This window comes from Pararobbsia alpina (assembly GCF_965118125.1).
GTDB classification, from domain to species: domain Bacteria; phylum Pseudomonadota; class Gammaproteobacteria; order Burkholderiales; family Burkholderiaceae; genus Pararobbsia; species Pararobbsia alpina_A.
On the sequence record NZ_OZ221287.1, the window covers coordinates 4,148,019 to 4,162,334 of the forward strand.

Sequence of the window (14,316 nt, forward strand, 5' to 3'; positions counted from 1 at the left end):
GGCACGCGTGGCATGACGATTGCGCTCACGTGCGGCATCTTTGTCAAACAGCAGGCAAGCACATGGCCCCCGATCCGGAAGATCGTTTCCCGCAGAACGAAATGCTCAATACCCTGCGCAAGGAACGCAAGCGCGTCCAGATCTTCCTGATCAACGGTATTCGGCTCGTCGGCACCATCGAGTCCTTCGATCCGTATCTGATCATGCTGAGCACGCCAACGGGCGTGCAAGGCATTTACAAGCGTGCGATCTCGACGGTTCAGCTCGATACGGGCACGCGACCGCCGGCTCGCGAGAAGAGCCGGGACGACTCGACGTCCTCGACCGTGATCACCCGGCGCCGCCGCCCGTCCGGCCCCTCAGGCCCGAACGGCGGAGGCAGCCACGGCCACTCGGAATCACACGGACCCGGCTGAACCCTGGGCCGACGGCATACCCTGCCCGGACAGATCGCGCCCGACGGCTTCGGCGACTTCGATACCGTCGATCGCCGCCGAGTAAATGCCACCCGCATAGCCCGCACCCTCGCCGGCCGGATACAGGCCCTCGACGTTCATGCTTTGATAGTTGTCCTTGCGGCGAATGCGCACCGGCGATGACGTGCGGGTTTCGACGCCGGTCAGCACGGCATCGCCCATCGCAAAGCCGGCGATCTTCTTGTCGAGTTCCGGCAACGCCTCGCGAATCGCCTCGATCACGTAGTCGGGCAACGCCGTGCTCAGATCGGTCGGCGTCACACCCGGCTTGTACGACGGCACGACTGCGCCGAGCGACGTCGACGCGCGCCGCGCGATAAAGTCTTCAACGCGCTGCCCGGGTGCAAAGTAGTTGCCGCCACCGAGTTCGAACGCCCGCGATTCCCATTGCCGCTGGAAGTCGATACCCGCAAGCGGGCCACCCGGAAAGTCCTCGGGCGTGATGCCGACCACGATGCCGGCATTCGCATTGCGTTCCGCGCGCGAGTACTGGCTCATGCCGTTCGTCACCACGCGGCCCGGCTCCGATGTGGCCGCGACGACGGTACCGCCCGGGCACATGCAGAAGCTGTAGACCGCACGCCCGTTGCTCGCGTGATGCACGACCTTGTAGTCTGCGGCACCGAGGTCCTTGTGCCCCGCGAATTTGCCGAACCGGCTGCGGTCGATGACGCTTTGCGGATGTTCGATCCGGAATCCGAGCGAAAACGCCTTGGCCTCGATATAGACGCCGGCGTCGTGCAACATCTGGAACGTATCGCGAGCGCTATGGCCAATGGCGAGCACCACGTGATCGGTGCGCAGTGTCTCGCCGGTCGACAACCGGACGCCTCGCACCTTGCCGTCATCGATCTCGAGTCCGTCGACCTTCGTCTGGAAGCGCACTTCGCCGCCCAGCGAGTGGATCGTGGCGCGCATCTTCTCGACCATGCTCACGAGCCGGAACGTGCCGATATGCGGCCGGCTCAGGTACAAGATGTCCTCGGGCGCACCTGCCTTGACGAACTCGTCGAGCACCTTGCGGCCGAGATGACGCGGATCCTTGATCTGGCTGTACAGCTTGCCGTCCGAGAACGTGCCCGCGCCGCCCTCGCCGAACTGAACGTTCGAGTCGGGATTGAGCACGCTCTTGCGCCAGAGGCCCCAGGTGTCCTGGGTCCGCTCGCGCACGGCCTTGCCGCGCTCGAGAATGATCGGCCGGAATCCCATCTGCGCAAGGATCAGCCCGGCAAACAGACCGCACGGCCCCATGCCGATCACGACGGGACGCGGGCCCTCGAAACTGGCGGGCGCCTTCGCGACGAAGTGGTAGGCCATGTCGGGCGTCACACTGAAGTGCAGCTTGCCGGCCATGCGTTTGAATGCGCCCGCCTCGTCCGTGAGCTCGCAGTCGATGATGTACGTGAGCTTGATGTCGGACTTCTTGCGCGCATCGTGGGCGCGACGGTACACCGTGTAACGCACGAGTCCGGCTGGCTTGACGCCGATTTCGGCGAGGCGGGTGTGCACGGCCGCGTCGAGCGTTTCCTGCGAGTGATCGAGGGGGAGTTTGACTTCTGAGAGACGGAGCATGATGTTCGGCGAGAGTGGGCGCGCGGGGTGCGCCAGACTAAGGCGAGATTCTAGCCGTTTTGCTCGATTGGTTTTGCGAAGTGGTGCGCGCAAGCGACTTCGCTTATAATCGGCGGCTGTATTTCGCCCCCTTAGCTCATTTGGTAGAGCACTTGACTTGTAATCATGAGGTGGTCTGTTCGAATCAGACAGGGGGCACCAGATAAAGAAAACGGGCTGCGCAATTGCGCAGCCCGTTTTGCTTTGTACAGGGCCTTCGCTGGATCTGTGCGGGACCTGCGGTCCCTGATCGGCTCGACGCCCTGCTGCGTTACTTCCGCCTCACTTCACGACCTTGAGGTGACCGCGGCCGCCCTTCCCGGGCGAATCGTCCGGCGAACCATCGGGCCGGTCGACGGCTTCGCCGGTTGCTTCATCGGCTGCCGACGCATCGTCACGCGCCTCACCCGCAGGCACCAGCGACGGCACGTTGCCCTGCGACACCGGCGAAGGCCCGCGCTCATGGCGTTCGAGGCGTTCGAGTTCGTCGCTTTCGTCGATCAGCTCGTCATCTTCCGCGACATCTTCCTCGGGTTGACGGTCTTCAACCGGGAACGCCATACCTTGACCGTTCTCCCTCGCGTAGATCGCGAGCACATTGGAGACCTGCACTTCGATATGGTGAGATTTACCGGAGAAGCGCGCGTTGAAATCGATCCACTCATTACCCATCTTCAGGCCGCTCGTCGCGTCGAAGCTGATATTGAGGACGATTTCCCCGTCGCGAACAAACTCGCGCGGCACGCGCGTGCGGTCGTCGACGCGCACGGCCAGATGAGGCGTGTAACCGTTATCCGTGCACCATTCGTAAAGGGCACGCAACAAATACGGCTTGGTCGGTGTTTCTGCCATTCCCATTCCCTATCGCCGGCACAAGGCGCAGACCGACGCGTCGGTCACGCGGATCTTGCCCGCATCCTTCCTGTCACCCGGGCCGCCGATTGGCGGACGTCCCCGGGGCAATCGATACTGCATCCCTGCGTTGGCGAGGACCGCGAGCGCAGCCCTCGTGCGTGCCGTAGCCACGCGCACGAGGCGGGCGCGCCGCGCGCGGCCGCACTCGCGCATCCGGATTTACCGGCGCATGACCTTTTCCGACGGCGTCAGCGCTTCAATATACGCCGGACGGCTGAAAATGCGCTCGGCATACTTCATCAGCGGCGCCGCATTCTTCGACAACTCAATACCGTAGTGATCCAGGCGCCAGAGCAGCGGCGCGATCGCGACGTCGAGCATCGAGAACTCTTCGCCGAGCATGTACTTGTTCTTGACGAAAATCGGAGCCAGTTGCGTCAGACGGTCGCGGATGGCGATACGCGCCTTTTCGTGCGACTTCTCGGCAGCCTTGCCCTTTTCGTTTTCGAGCGTGCCGACGTGCACAAACAGCTCTTTTTCAAAGTTCAGCAGGAACAGGCGAGCCCGTGCGCGTTGGACCGGATCAGCCGGCATCAGTTGCGGATGCGGGAAACGTTCGTCGATATATTCATTGATGATGTTCGACTCGTACAGAATCAGGTCGCGTTCGACGAGAATCGGCACCTGGCCATACGGATTCATCACCGCGATATCTTCGGGCTTGTTGAACAAGTCCACGTCGCGAATTTCGAAATCCATCCCCTTTTCAAACAACACCAGGCGACAGCGCTGGGAAAACGGGCAGGTCGTGCCTGAGTAAAGAACCATCATTTTTTAGTTTCCTCAAAAAGCCGAAGGGCCAGCGACACGGAACGCGCCACACGGCGCGCTCCTGTTCGCTAGCCCTGCATCAAATCAACGCAACGTTATTTGATGTCTTTCCAGTAGGCGGCGTTCAGACGCCATGCGAAAAAGCTAAGCAAACCCAGGAACAGCAGGACCCAGGCCCCAATTTGCTTGCGCTCTTTGGCCGCCGGTTCCGCCATCCAGACGAGGTACGAGGTCAGGTCCGCGACCGCCTCGTCATAGTCGTTGGCCGACATAGTACCGGGAGTGACTTGCTGAAATCCAATAATTCGATGCTCGACCGCTCCGTTTTCGTCTGTTGAATCCTCGAACTTCGGCGTTCTGACGCCTTGTAGCTGCCAAAGGACGTGCGGCATGCCGACGTTCTGGAAGACGACGTTGTTCCAGCCGGTCGGCCGGGTGTCGTCCTTGTAGAACGAACGCAGATAGGTATAGATCCAGTCCGCCCCGCGCGCACGGGCCTCGACGCTCAGGTCGGGCGGGGCGACCCCGAACCATTCCTTCGCATCGGCCGGACGCATCGCGATGGACATCGGGTTGCCGACCTTGTCCGTCGTAAAGAGAAGATTCTCCTCAATCTCCTTGTCTGTCAGCCCGATATCGCGCAAACGCGAGTAACGCATCGCGGTCGCGCTGTGGCAATTGAGACAGTAGTTCACGAAGAGCCGCGCGCCGCGCTGCAGCGACACGAGGTCGGCGGTCCGGTTGGGGGCCTCGTCGAGGTGCACGCTTTCTTCGGCGAGGACATGCGTGCTCAGCAGCGCCGCACCGAGCATCGCCAGGATCGAAAGAAGCTTTTTCATTCGTATTTTCCTGTTGGCTGGCGTTCAGTGAGGTTTGTATGTCACGCGCTCGGGCACGGGTTTGAACGTGCCGAGCTTCGTCCAGAAAGGCATCCCCCAGAAGAAGCAGAAATAGATGAGGGTGCCGATCTGGGCGATCAGCGTGCCCGCGGGCGTCGGCGGTTTGGTGCCGAGGAACGCGAGCGTCAGGAACACGAACACAAAGATCACGTACAGGATCTTGTGGAACAGCGGCCGGTATCGGATCGACTTGACCGGGCTCTTGTCGAGCCAGGGCAGGAAGAACAGCGTGACGACGGCGCCGCCCATGGTCAGCACGCCCCAGAACTTGGCCTGCGTGACGAGCATGACGCCGATCACGACGCCCGCTCCGATCACCGAGGCCAGCTTGCCCCGCATGCTGGGCGCCTTGATCAGGCCGAGCAGTGCAAGCAACGCGGCCACAACTTCGAGCACGATCTTGAAGTACTCGGTGACCGAGCGAAGCATCGCGTAGAAGGCCGTGAAGTACCAGACCGGCGCAATTTCAGGCGGCGTCTTGAGGGAATCGGCCGGAATGAAGTTGTTCGCTTCGAGGAAGTAGCCGCCCATTTCCGGGGCGAAGAACACGATCGCGCAGAAGATGAACAGGAACACCGTCACGCCGAGGAAATCGTGCACCGAGTAGTACGGATGGAACGGCACGCCGTCGAGCGGGATGCCGTTGGCGTCCTTCTTCTCCTTGATCTCGACGCCGTCGGGGTTGTTCGACCCGACCTCGTGGAGCGCCATGATGTGCGCGACGACCAGCGCGAGCAGCACGAGCGGGATGGCGATCACGTGGAACGCAAAGAACCGGTTCAGCGTGACATCGCTCACCACGTAGTCGCCGCGAATCCACAGCGAGAGGTCCGGGCCGATAAACGGGATGGCCGAGAAGAGGTTCACGATCACCTGTGCGCCCCAGTACGACATCTGGCCCCACGGCAGCAGGTAGCCGAAGAACGCTTCGGCCATCAGGCACAGGAAAATCAGGCACCCGAACACCCACACCAGTTCACGCGGCTTGCGGTACGAGCCGTAGAGCAGCCCGCGGAACATATGGAGATAGACGACCACGAAGAACATCGACGCGCCCGTCGAGTGCAGGTACCGGATCAACCAGCCAAACGGCACGTCGCGCATGATGTACTCGACCGACGCGAACGCGAGCTGCGAGTCGGGCTTGTAGTTCATCACGAGGAAGATGCCCGTGACGATCTGCAACACGAGCACGAGCAATGCGAGCGATCCGAAGAAGTACCAGAAATTGAAATTCTTCGGCGCGTAGTACTCAGACAGGTGCGCCTTCCAGAGCGAGGTCAGCGGAAACCGGCGGTCGATCCAGCCGAGCAGCCCTGTCGTATCGACTTGCTTCTCTGCAGCCATGATTACGCCTCCCCATTTTCGTCTTTGCCGATCACGATGGTCGTCGCATTGACGAACATGTAGCGCGGCACATCGAGGTTCTGCGGTGCGGGCTTGTTCTTGAACACCCGGCCGGCGAGATCGAAGGTCGAACCGTGACACGGGCAGAGCCAGCCACCTGGCCAGTCGCTCGGCAGGTTGGGCTGGGGTCCGGGCGTAAAGCGCGGGCTCGGCGAGCAGCCGAGATGGGTGCAGATTCCGACGAGAACGAGAATGTTCTTGTGATCCGTTCGCGACCGGTACTCGTTGTTGCAGTACTCGGGCAACGGCATCGAAAACGGGTTCAGCGTGTGGGGGTCGGCGAGCTCGGGGTCAGCCTTGACCACATCAGCGAGCATCGCTTCCGTGCGATTGACGATCCAGACCGGTTTGCCGCGCCACGGCACAACCATCATGTCGCCGGGCTTGAGATTGCCGATATCGGCCTCGACAGGCGCCCCCGCGGCCTTGGCCTTTTCAGACGGTGCTAAAGAACCTACAAACGGTACCAGCGTTGCTACTCCACCTACTCCTCCTGCAACCGACGTCGCAATGAGCCAGGTACGGCGGCTATTGTCGACGCGACCATTCTCGTTGTCTCGCATCACACGCCCCACTTCTAAGTTGGATTTTCCGGCACGTTAGATTATACCGACGGCCATTTTGAGCATAAGACGGCGCTTACAAGGATTGACTAAATCTGAATTCACCCGCAGCTATTCGCAATGCGCTACAGATGCATTGCATCAAAGCTTTGATCGATAAGGATTTTTCTGTAGCGACAGAAAAACACGCATCGGCCCAATATTATGCGATGCAGCATTTTTTTGAATGTCGCAACGATATTGCAATGAAATGGGCGTGCCATCGTGACACGCCCAAGGGAAAACCCGGAGAAACACGGTATTCAAACCGGATTGTCGATATCAATAAATAAGTGCTCGATATCGAACTGGTCGGCCAGGTGGGACCCGACGGCTTGAACGCCGTAGCGCTCGGTCGCATGGTGGCCGGCGGCGATATAGGCGACGCCCGACTCACGCGCGAGGTGCGTGGTCGATTCCGAGATTTCACCGCTCAGATAGACGTCCGCCCCGGCCGCGACGGCTTCGTCGAAATACCCCTGCGCAGCGCCCGTACACCACGCGATCCGGCGGATCGGCCGCTCATCGTCGCCGATCACGAGCGGCAATCGGCCCAATGTATTGTTGACCTGAGCCGCGAGACCCTCGAGCGTCATCGGCATCGGCAAGGTTGTCAGCCAGCCCATGTCGTTTTCACCGAAGCGTCCGTCCGGAATCCAGCCCAGGCGCTCGGCGAGCTGCACGTTGTTGCCGAGCTCCGGATGCGAATCGAGCGGCAGGTGATAGGCGAACAGATTGATATCGTTGACGAGCAATGCCCTCAGGCGGCCATGCTTCTGCCCGACGATCGGCGCCGGCTCGTTACGCCAGAAATAGCCGTGGTGCACGAACAGCGCATCGGCGCCCCATTCGATCGCTGCCTCGACGAAGGCGAGCGAAGCCGTGACACCCGTGGCAATCTTCTCGATCCGGCGACGGCCCTGAACCTGCAGGCCGTTCGGGCAGTAGTCCCGAAAGCGCGGCGTTTGGAGCAGGTTGTTCAGATACAATTCAAGATCATTCCGATCCATATAAACCCCTGATATCTCTATGCTTCGACGCTTCTGGCTGCTGTTCGCGCAGGCAGTGACCGTGCTGCTGGCGCTGATCTTCATCATCGCCACGTTGAAGCCCCAGTGGTTGCAAGGCCAGGGTCAGTTCGGCCGGCAGCTTGCGGCGCCGATCGTTGCGCTGCAGGAAGTCGCCCCCGGCCTCGGCGGGCACGGCCCGTCTTCGCCATCGTCCTATGCCGACGCCGCGCAAAAAGCGATGCCCGCGGTCGTCAATGTCTTTTCCAGCAAGGGTGGCGCTCCGGCACCGCGCGATCCGCGCCTGAACGATCCCCTGTTCCGCTATTTCTTCGGTGAAGGTGGGGTGCCCGCCAAACCCGCACCGCATGCCGCGTCGAACCTGGGCTCGGGCGTCATTGTCAGCGCGGACGGTTACATTCTAACGAACCAGCATGTCGTGGATGGTGCCGATGAGATCGAAGTGGCGCTCGCCGATGGACGCAAAACCGACGCGAAGATCATCGGATCGGATCCGGAAACGGACCTCGCGGTGCTCAAGATCAATCTGCCCAATCTGCCGATCATCACGCTCGGACGCATGGATTCGGCGCGTGTGGGCGACGTCGTGCTGGCGATCGGAAACCCGTTCGGTGTCGGTCAGACCGTGACGATGGGGATCATTTCGGCACTCGGCCGGAATCACCTGGGCATCAACACGTTCGAGAATTTCATCCAGACCGACGCTGCGATCAACCCGGGTAATTCGGGCGGCGCGCTCGTCGACGTGCACGGCAACCTGCTTGGCATCAATACGGCGATCTACTCGCGCAGCGGCGGCTCGCTCGGCATCGGGTTTGCGATCCCCGTCTCGACTGCGCGCACCGTGCTCGAAAGCATCATCGAAACCGGCACCGTCACGCGCGGGTGGATCGGCGTCGAACCCCAGGATGTCACGCCGGATATCACGGAATCGTTTGGCCTCAATCAGAAGACCGGCGCCATCGTCGCCGGTGTGCTTCAGGGCGGCCCGGCTGACAAGGCGGGTATCAAGCCCGGTGACATCCTGATCGGCGTCAACGACCAGACGATCGAGGACACCACCAAGCTGCTCAATGTGATCGCCCAGATCAAGCCGGGCACAACCGCGCTGATGCACCTGATCCGCAAGAACAAGCCGCTCGACGTCGATCTGGTGGTCGGCAAGCGGCCGCCGCCCCCCAAGCGCGCGCCGGTCGACGGTGGGGGCGGGGGCGGAGGTGGCGGCGACAACAACGACGATAACAGCGACAGCGACAACGGTTCGAACGCCGAATAGGCTGACGGCCTGAATCGCGCGACCTGTCTCTACACGCCACGGTACCGCTGTGTCCGATGCGGCTGCGAGGCAGTGCGCTCATGAGCCGTGAGACGGCGTTCTCGCCGACATGCTGCGAGACGAGCCCGGATCGTCCAACCCTAGGCCCATCCATGCAAAAAAGGCCGGTGACGCTCGCGCGACACCGGCCTTTTGTATTGGATCAGCCTGAAAGGCCTCCGCTGCGCCCGCTTAAACCGGCGTCGCGCTGTCTCCGTTTTCGATCTTCGGCTTGTCTTTGCCGATAAAGATCCGCGCCGCGAGAATGCCGGCTTCGTAGAGGACGAGCAGCGGCACCGCGAGAATCAGCTGCGAAAAGACGTCCGGCGGCGTCACGACGGCCGACACGACAAACGCGCCGACGACAACGTAGGGCCGGATCTGCTTGAGCTTGGCGATCGTCAGCACGCCCATGCGCACGAGCAGTACAACGACGATCGGGACCTCGAACGTCACGCCGAAGCACAGGAACATCGTCAGCGTGAAGCTCAGATAGTTGTCGATATCCGTCGACATCTCCGCACCCAGCGGCGCGTTGTAGTGCGCCATCACGCGGAAGATCGTAGGAAACACGACAAAGTAAGCGAACGCCATCCCGCACAGGAAAAGGATGTAGCTGCTGCTCACGAGCGGCACGACCAGTTTCTTTTCGTGCTGGTAGAGGCCCGGCGCGATAAACGCCCAGATCTGGTAGAGCACCACAGGCAGCGCGATCACCAGCGCCACCATCATCGTGACCTTCATCGGCACGAAAAACGAGCCGGTCACGTCCGTCACGATCATCTTGCCGTCCTTCGGCAGATTCTCGAGCAACGGCCTTGCGAGCAGGTGAAAGATATCGGGCGCCCAATAGACGAGCGCGACAAACACGACGATCACGGCAATGCCGGCGCGGATGATCCGGTCACGCAACTCGACCAGATGCGAAATAAACGATTCTTCGCCGGGCTGTCCGTCGCCTTCGGTTTGGTTCGGTTGGGGTGAGCTCACCACGCTGGCCCTTCAGATATTTCGATTAGATCGGTTGGACGATCCCGCCCGGGCGTCGAGTCGGAGCCTGTGCTCCCTCGATCAGCCTGCGGGGTCTCGAGTCGTCGGAAAACAGTCGTTCGCGGCGAGCCTCAGAGAAAGCGGATCGGCCGGCGCAGGCTCGGCGGCGTGTGCCGCGCGACGCGTGCAGCGCCCGACTGCACGCGGGTGCGCGTACCGTTGGCGCGCTTGTACCAGTCGGGCATGGCGGCCTGCTTGATCCGCCAGTTCTTTCGCCGCGGCCCCGGGGCGCCCGCGCCGTATCGCGAGTATCCGCCGTCGACGACCGGCGTTCCCGTGATATTGACGTCGCCAGCCGCGCCGCCGGCCGTACTGGCCGCCACCGTTTCACCCTGGCTCCACGCGTCGGTCATCGCCGCCTGTTGCTCGCGCGCGGCGTCATGGATCTTGGTCTCGACGTTGCGCGCCGCTTCCTCGAAGCCGGTCTTCGCCTTGCGAAGCTCGTCGAGTTCCATCTCGCGCGAGACTTCCGCCTTGACGTCGTTGATATAGCGCTGTGCGCGGCCGAGCATGGTGCCCGCGACGCGTGCGACACGCGGCAACCGCTCAGGGCCGATCACGACAAGCGCGACCACCCCGATCAGTGCCATTTTGGAAAGACCGAGATCGAGCATCGATGCGAACGGGGTCGGTGTTTAACGGAAGTCCTGTGCCTTGGCGCGTTCCTTCGCGTCGACGTCGATCGTCGTTTCGCGCGGCAGTTCCTTGCGCTCGGCAGGTTGCGAAGCGCCTTCCTCGCCGTCCTTCATGCCTTCCTTGAATCCCTTGACCGCGCCGCCAAGGTCGCTACCGATGTTGCGCAGCTTTTTCGTACCGAACACCAGCGCCACGATCACCAAGACGATCAACCAGTGCCAAATGCTTAGCGAACCCATCTTCTATCTCCGTTCTCTCAAAACCGCGTCCGCCCCGCGGGCGAATCGCATGAATGTTCAGCGGCCAATATTCCGTGGCAAAGCGACTTTCTACCGGCTCACAATGTCGCGTACATGTCACTCGCGGCGAAGCCTGTCGCCGCGGTCATTCTTACCCCATCCTCGACCAGGGCCGCGGTCCGGCCAGAATATGCGCATGCAGGTGGTAGACCTCCTGCCCTCCGCCAGGCCCCGTATTGATGACCGTGCGAAAGCCCGTGTCCCCGTCCGTGTAGGCCACGCCGAGCTGCTCGGCGAGTTTCGAGACAAGCAGGACCATTCTACCAAGCAGCGGTGCGTCGTCCGGGGTCACCTCCGAAAGCGTCGCAATATGCTTGCGCGGGATCACCAGCACGTGGACGGGCGCTGCGGGACGGATATCGTGAAAGGCCACGAACTCGGGGTCCTCATGGACCTTCTTGCTCGGAATCTCGCCCGATGCGATCTTGCAGAACAGGCAATTGTCATGACTCATGGGATTCGGTCACCGTTGTCTTGTCAGGTCGAACTACGACACCTCGCGCGGCGTGCGCTCCATGGTGCAGCCCGGCGCGGATTGCTGCAGTGCGAATGTCGCCGGGCTCCGGACGCCGCCCCGCCACGAGGGCGTCCTCCAGTGTATTGCAGCCTATGCCGGGCGGCGCGCCTTTTCCTCGAGGCCCGACAGGCCTTCGCGACGCTCGAGCTCCGCGATCACGTCATCCGGCCCCAGGCCGAAATGCGCGAGCAGCACGAGACTATGGAACCACAGGTCGGCCACCTCGCCGACGAGCTTCGCGGGCTCGCCGCCGTGGCGGGCATCCTTCGCTGCCATCACGGTCTCGGTCGCTTCTTCGCCGATCTTCTTGAGAATGGCGTCATCGCCCTTGTGAAACAGCCGTGCGACATACGACGTGTCGGGGTCGCCGCCCTTGCGGCTCTCGAGCACCGCGGCGAGCTTGGTCAGTGAATCTGGCGTCGTCATCGTTATTTGTAGATCGATTCGGGATCTTTGAGGACCGGCTCGACCGTGACCCAGTCACCGTTGTCGGCCGTGCCTTCGAACTTCTGGAAGAAGCACGCATGGCGCCCGGTGTGGCACGCGATGCCGGAGACCTGCTCGACCTTGAGCAGCACGACGTCCTCGTCGCAATCGAGCCGGACTTCATGTACGTGCTGCACGTGCCCCGACTCCTCGCCCTTGAACCACAGCTTGCCGCGCGAACGCGAAAAGTACACGGCACGGTGTTGTTCAATCGTGAGCCGCAATGCCTCGCGGTTCATCCACGCGAACATCAGCACATCGTTGCTGCCGACTTCCTGAGCGATCACGGGCACGAGCCCGTTCGCATCCCATCGGACCTTGTCGAGCCAATCGGTCGTCATGCTCAAAGCCTCACTGCAATACCGCGGTCGGCCATAAAGCGCTTGGCCGCACCGATCGTGTGTTCGCCATAGTGGAAGATGCTCGCTGCAAGCACCGCATCCGCATGCCCTTCGGTCACGCCGTCAGCGAGGTGGCCGAGCGTGCCCACGCCGCCCGACGCAATGACCGGGACCGGCACGGCGTCGGAGACCGCACGCGTGATGCCGAGATCGAAGCCGGCCTTGGTGCCGTCGCGATCCATGCTCGTGAGCAGGATCTCGCCCGCGCCCAGTGCCGCGACCTTGCGTGCCCACTCGACGGCGTCGAGCCCCGTATTCTTGCGCCCGCCGTGCGTGAAGACTTCCCAGCGCGGCGGCTCGCCTTCCTGCGACACGCGCTTCGCGTCGATCGCGACGACGATGCATTGCGAGCCGTATTTGGCCGCGCAATCCGCCACGAGCTGCGGGTTCGCCACCGCCGACGAGTTCATGCTGATTTTGTCGGCACCCGCGTTGAGCAGACGCCGCACGTCTTCGACGGCACGAACGCCGCCGCCGACCGTCAGCGGAATAAAGACCTGCGACGCGACCGCTTCGATGATCGGCAGGATCAGGTCGCGCCCGTCCGACGTGGCGGTGATGTCGAGGAAGGTCAGCTCGTCCGCGCCCTCGCCGTCGTAGCGGCGCGCGATCTCGACCGGGTCGCCCGCGTCGCGGAGTTCGACGAAATTGACGCCCTTGACGACGCGGCCGGCGGTCACGTCGAGGCACGGGATGATACGTTTCGGGAGGGCCATGATGTCAGTGATTGCGTACCCGCTCGCGCGGAGTCGCCATTATGCGCGTGTGCGCGTCGTTGATTCGGGATCGCTCCCGAGCGCCGTCTGTCGGTATCCCGGCTCCGGACCATCGGACACTCCGGAACGCGGATCGTGCGATCGAACCCTGGAGGCGATATCCGCGCCGCAGCGCCCTCGGGAACCCGCGGTTCAGCGGGCTCGCTCGCAAGGCATCCGGGACTCAGGCTCGCTCGACGCGAGCCTGCCCGGCTCAGGCGCCGGGTTCGCGCAGCGCGTCGGCGCGCGATTGTGCAGCAGCGAAATCCAGCTCGCCGGCGTAGATCGCACGGCCGCAGATCACGCCCTCGATGCCGTGTTCCTCGACTTCGCACAGCAAATCGATATCACCGATCTTGGACAGGCCGCCCGATGCAATCACCGGAATCTTGACCGACTGCGCAAGTCGCACGGTCGCGTCGATATTGATGCCCTGAAGCATGCCGTCGCGACCGATATCCGTGTAGATGATCGACTCGCAGCCGTAGTCCTCGAACTTCTGGGCGAGATCGATGACCTCGTGGCCCGTCAGCTTGCTCCAGCCGTCCGTGGCCACCTTGCCGTCCTTCGCATCGAGGCCGACGATGATGTGGCCGCCGAACGCCGAGCAGGCGTCCTGAAGAAAGCCGGGGTTCTTGACGGCCGCCGTGCCGATGATCACGTACGACAATCCGTCGTCGAGATAGCGCTCGATCGTGTTCAGGTCGCGGATACCGCCGCCGAGCTGCACGGGAATCTCGCTACCGACTTCTTCGATGATCGAGCGGATCGCCGCCTCGTTCTTCGGCTTGCCGGCGAACGCGCCGTTCAGATCCACAAGATGGAGGCGTCGCGCGCCTTGATCCACCCAATGCCGCGCCATAGCCGCGGGGTCTTCCGAAAAAACAGTCGCCTGATCCATATCGCCTTGCTTCAGGCGAACGCATTGACCGTCTTTCAGATCGATGGCCGGAATAAGCAGCATAGCAATCGTGTTGTGTGTGTGAGAAAGGTCAGAACGTGCTGTAGCGGCCTTCTCGGCCGGGTTTTCACGCTAGTGTAGTACAAGTCCTGCGCCGCGCACGACCCGTCCGAAAGGACGAGAGGCCGCAATCACGCAGGATTTCGCGAAACGAAATGCACGGCGCGCCGGGACGTCGAATATCGCA

Annotated in this window: 17 protein-coding genes and 1 tRNA gene; 3 read left to right on the forward strand and 15 right to left on the reverse strand. The window is 62.2% G+C overall.

Annotation, left to right across the window (positions count from 1 at the left end; genetic code table 11):
- Positions 1-62 precede the first annotated feature (62 nt).
- The gene (hfq, locus tag ACMFWR_RS17880) at positions 63-416 is read left to right on the forward strand and encodes an RNA chaperone Hfq (protein ID WP_413192923.1); all 354 of its coding nucleotides are present in this window, start codon (positions 63-65) and stop codon (positions 414-416) included.
- Here hfq and ACMFWR_RS17885 read toward each other — a convergent pair.
- Positions 399-2,048 carry an NAD(P)/FAD-dependent oxidoreductase gene (locus tag ACMFWR_RS17885; protein WP_413192924.1) on the reverse strand — a complete coding sequence of 550 codons (1,650 nt, stop codon included), beginning with the start codon at positions 2,046-2,048 and terminating at the stop codon, positions 399-401. The genes hfq and ACMFWR_RS17885 overlap by 18 nt on opposite strands.
- Positions 2,049-2,173: 125 nt before the next feature.
- Between ACMFWR_RS17885 and ACMFWR_RS17890 the strand changes: the two genes are divergently transcribed.
- Positions 2,174-2,249 (forward strand) — tRNA-Thr (locus tag ACMFWR_RS17890).
- A 120-nt stretch (positions 2,250-2,369) separates the two neighbouring features.
- On the opposite strand, the gene ACMFWR_RS17895 is transcribed toward ACMFWR_RS17890, so the two are convergent.
- From ACMFWR_RS17895 to ACMFWR_RS17920, 6 genes are all read right to left on the reverse strand, one after another.
- Positions 2,370-2,939 (reverse strand): ClpXP protease specificity-enhancing factor, encoded by a 570-nt coding sequence (locus ACMFWR_RS17895; RefSeq protein WP_413192925.1) that lies wholly within the window; start codon positions 2,937-2,939, stop codon positions 2,370-2,372.
- 222 nt (positions 2,940-3,161) lie between these two features.
- On the reverse strand, positions 3,162-3,773 hold the full coding sequence (locus ACMFWR_RS17900; RefSeq protein ID WP_121090813.1) for a glutathione S-transferase N-terminal domain-containing protein: 612 nt from the start codon (positions 3,771-3,773) through the stop codon (positions 3,162-3,164).
- 95 nt (positions 3,774-3,868) lie between these two features.
- Complete coding sequence (locus ACMFWR_RS17905) at positions 3,869-4,612, reverse strand: cytochrome c1 (protein ID WP_413192926.1); 744 nt, start codon at positions 4,610-4,612, stop codon at positions 3,869-3,871.
- Between the two features lie 24 nt (positions 4,613-4,636).
- Positions 4,637-6,019: a cytochrome b gene (locus ACMFWR_RS17910; protein WP_413192927.1), complete on the reverse strand. Its 1,383-nt coding sequence runs from the start codon at positions 6,017-6,019 to the stop codon at positions 4,637-4,639.
- 2 nt (positions 6,020-6,021) lie between these two features.
- Positions 6,022-6,642 (reverse strand): ubiquinol-cytochrome c reductase iron-sulfur subunit, encoded by a 621-nt coding sequence (gene petA / locus ACMFWR_RS17915; RefSeq protein ID WP_413192928.1) that lies wholly within the window; start codon positions 6,640-6,642, stop codon positions 6,022-6,024.
- A gap of 302 nt (positions 6,643-6,944) precedes the next feature.
- Entirely contained in the window at positions 6,945-7,691 is a 747-nt protein-coding gene (locus tag ACMFWR_RS17920; protein ID WP_413192929.1) for a Nif3-like dinuclear metal center hexameric protein, read from the reverse strand.
- A 19-nt stretch (positions 7,692-7,710) separates the two neighbouring features.
- On the opposite strand from ACMFWR_RS17920, the gene ACMFWR_RS17925 reads away from it, so the two are divergent.
- Positions 7,711-8,985: a Do family serine endopeptidase gene (locus tag ACMFWR_RS17925; RefSeq protein WP_413192930.1), complete on the forward strand. Its 1,275-nt coding sequence runs from the start codon at positions 7,711-7,713 to the stop codon at positions 8,983-8,985.
- 231 nt (positions 8,986-9,216) lie between these two features.
- Here the strand turns inward: ACMFWR_RS17925 and tatC are convergent, their stop codons facing one another.
- The 8 genes from tatC to hisA form a co-directional block, all read right to left on the reverse strand.
- A complete protein-coding gene (gene tatC, locus ACMFWR_RS17930) occupies positions 9,217-10,014 on the reverse strand; it encodes a twin-arginine translocase subunit TatC (RefSeq protein WP_413192931.1) in 798 nt (265 codons plus the stop codon).
- A 131-nt stretch (positions 10,015-10,145) separates the two neighbouring features.
- Positions 10,146-10,688: a Sec-independent protein translocase protein TatB gene (tatB, locus tag ACMFWR_RS17935; RefSeq protein ID WP_413192932.1), complete on the reverse strand. Its 543-nt coding sequence runs from the start codon at positions 10,686-10,688 to the stop codon at positions 10,146-10,148.
- Positions 10,689-10,709: 21 nt separating this feature from the next.
- On the reverse strand, positions 10,710-10,949 hold the full coding sequence (tatA, locus tag ACMFWR_RS17940) for a Sec-independent protein translocase subunit TatA (protein WP_413192933.1): 240 nt from the start codon (positions 10,947-10,949) through the stop codon (positions 10,710-10,712).
- Between the two features lie 151 nt (positions 10,950-11,100).
- On the reverse strand, positions 11,101-11,463 hold the full coding sequence (locus ACMFWR_RS17945) for a histidine triad nucleotide-binding protein (protein WP_413192934.1): 363 nt from the start codon (positions 11,461-11,463) through the stop codon (positions 11,101-11,103).
- A 153-nt stretch (positions 11,464-11,616) separates the two neighbouring features.
- On the reverse strand, positions 11,617-11,958 hold the full coding sequence (locus ACMFWR_RS17950; protein WP_413194949.1) for a phosphoribosyl-ATP diphosphatase: 342 nt from the start codon (positions 11,956-11,958) through the stop codon (positions 11,617-11,619).
- A complete protein-coding gene (gene hisI, locus ACMFWR_RS17955; RefSeq protein ID WP_413192935.1) occupies positions 11,955-12,353 on the reverse strand; it encodes a phosphoribosyl-AMP cyclohydrolase in 399 nt (132 codons plus the stop codon). The genes ACMFWR_RS17950 and hisI overlap by 4 nt, the downstream gene beginning before the upstream one ends.
- Before the next feature lie 2 nt (positions 12,354-12,355).
- Entirely contained in the window at positions 12,356-13,129 is a 774-nt protein-coding gene (gene hisF, locus ACMFWR_RS17960) for an imidazole glycerol phosphate synthase subunit HisF (protein ID WP_413192936.1), read from the reverse strand.
- 253 nt (positions 13,130-13,382) lie between these two features.
- On the reverse strand, positions 13,383-14,132 hold the full coding sequence (hisA, locus tag ACMFWR_RS17965) for a 1-(5-phosphoribosyl)-5-[(5-phosphoribosylamino)methylideneamino]imidazole-4-carboxamide isomerase (RefSeq protein WP_413192937.1): 750 nt from the start codon (positions 14,130-14,132) through the stop codon (positions 13,383-13,385).
- Positions 14,133-14,316: the final 184 nt, after the last annotated feature.

Coding starts and splice junctions, on each gene's coding strand:
- hfq (WP_413192923.1), top strand. CDS start 63: ATGGCCCCCGATCCGGAAGATCGTTTCCCGCAGAACGAAATGCTCAAT.
- ACMFWR_RS17910 (WP_413192927.1), bottom strand. CDS start 6,019: ATGGCTGCAGAGAAGCAAGTCGATACGACAGGGCTGCTCGGCTGGATC.
- tatB (WP_413192932.1), bottom strand. CDS start 10,688: ATGCTCGATCTCGGTCTTTCCAAAATGGCACTGATCGGGGTGGTCGCG.
- hisF (WP_413192936.1), bottom strand. CDS start 13,129: ATGGCCCTCCCGAAACGTATCATCCCGTGCCTCGACGTGACCGCCGGC.
- ACMFWR_RS17905 (WP_413192926.1), bottom strand. CDS start 4,612: ATGAAAAAGCTTCTTTCGATCCTGGCGATGCTCGGTGCGGCGCTGCTG.
- ACMFWR_RS17925 (WP_413192930.1), top strand. CDS start 7,711: ATGCTTCGACGCTTCTGGCTGCTGTTCGCGCAGGCAGTGACCGTGCTG.
- ACMFWR_RS17945 (WP_413192934.1), bottom strand. CDS start 11,463: ATGAGTCATGACAATTGCCTGTTCTGCAAGATCGCATCGGGCGAGATT.
- petA (WP_413192928.1), bottom strand. CDS start 6,642: ATGCGAGACAACGAGAATGGTCGCGTCGACAATAGCCGCCGTACCTGG.
- ACMFWR_RS17885 (WP_413192924.1), bottom strand. CDS start 2,048: ATGCTCCGTCTCTCAGAAGTCAAACTCCCCCTCGATCACTCGCAGGAA.
- ACMFWR_RS17920 (WP_413192929.1), bottom strand. CDS start 7,691: ATGGATCGGAATGATCTTGAATTGTATCTGAACAACCTGCTCCAAACG.
- hisA (WP_413192937.1), bottom strand. CDS start 14,132: ATGCTGCTTATTCCGGCCATCGATCTGAAAGACGGTCAATGCGTTCGC.
- ACMFWR_RS17900 (WP_121090813.1), bottom strand. CDS start 3,773: ATGATGGTTCTTTACTCAGGCACGACCTGCCCGTTTTCCCAGCGCTGT.
- ACMFWR_RS17895 (WP_413192925.1), bottom strand. CDS start 2,939: ATGGCAGAAACACCGACCAAGCCGTATTTGTTGCGTGCCCTTTACGAA.
- hisI (WP_413192935.1), bottom strand. CDS start 12,353: ATGACGACCGATTGGCTCGACAAGGTCCGATGGGATGCGAACGGGCTC.
- tatA (WP_413192933.1), bottom strand. CDS start 10,949: ATGGGTTCGCTAAGCATTTGGCACTGGTTGATCGTCTTGGTGATCGTG.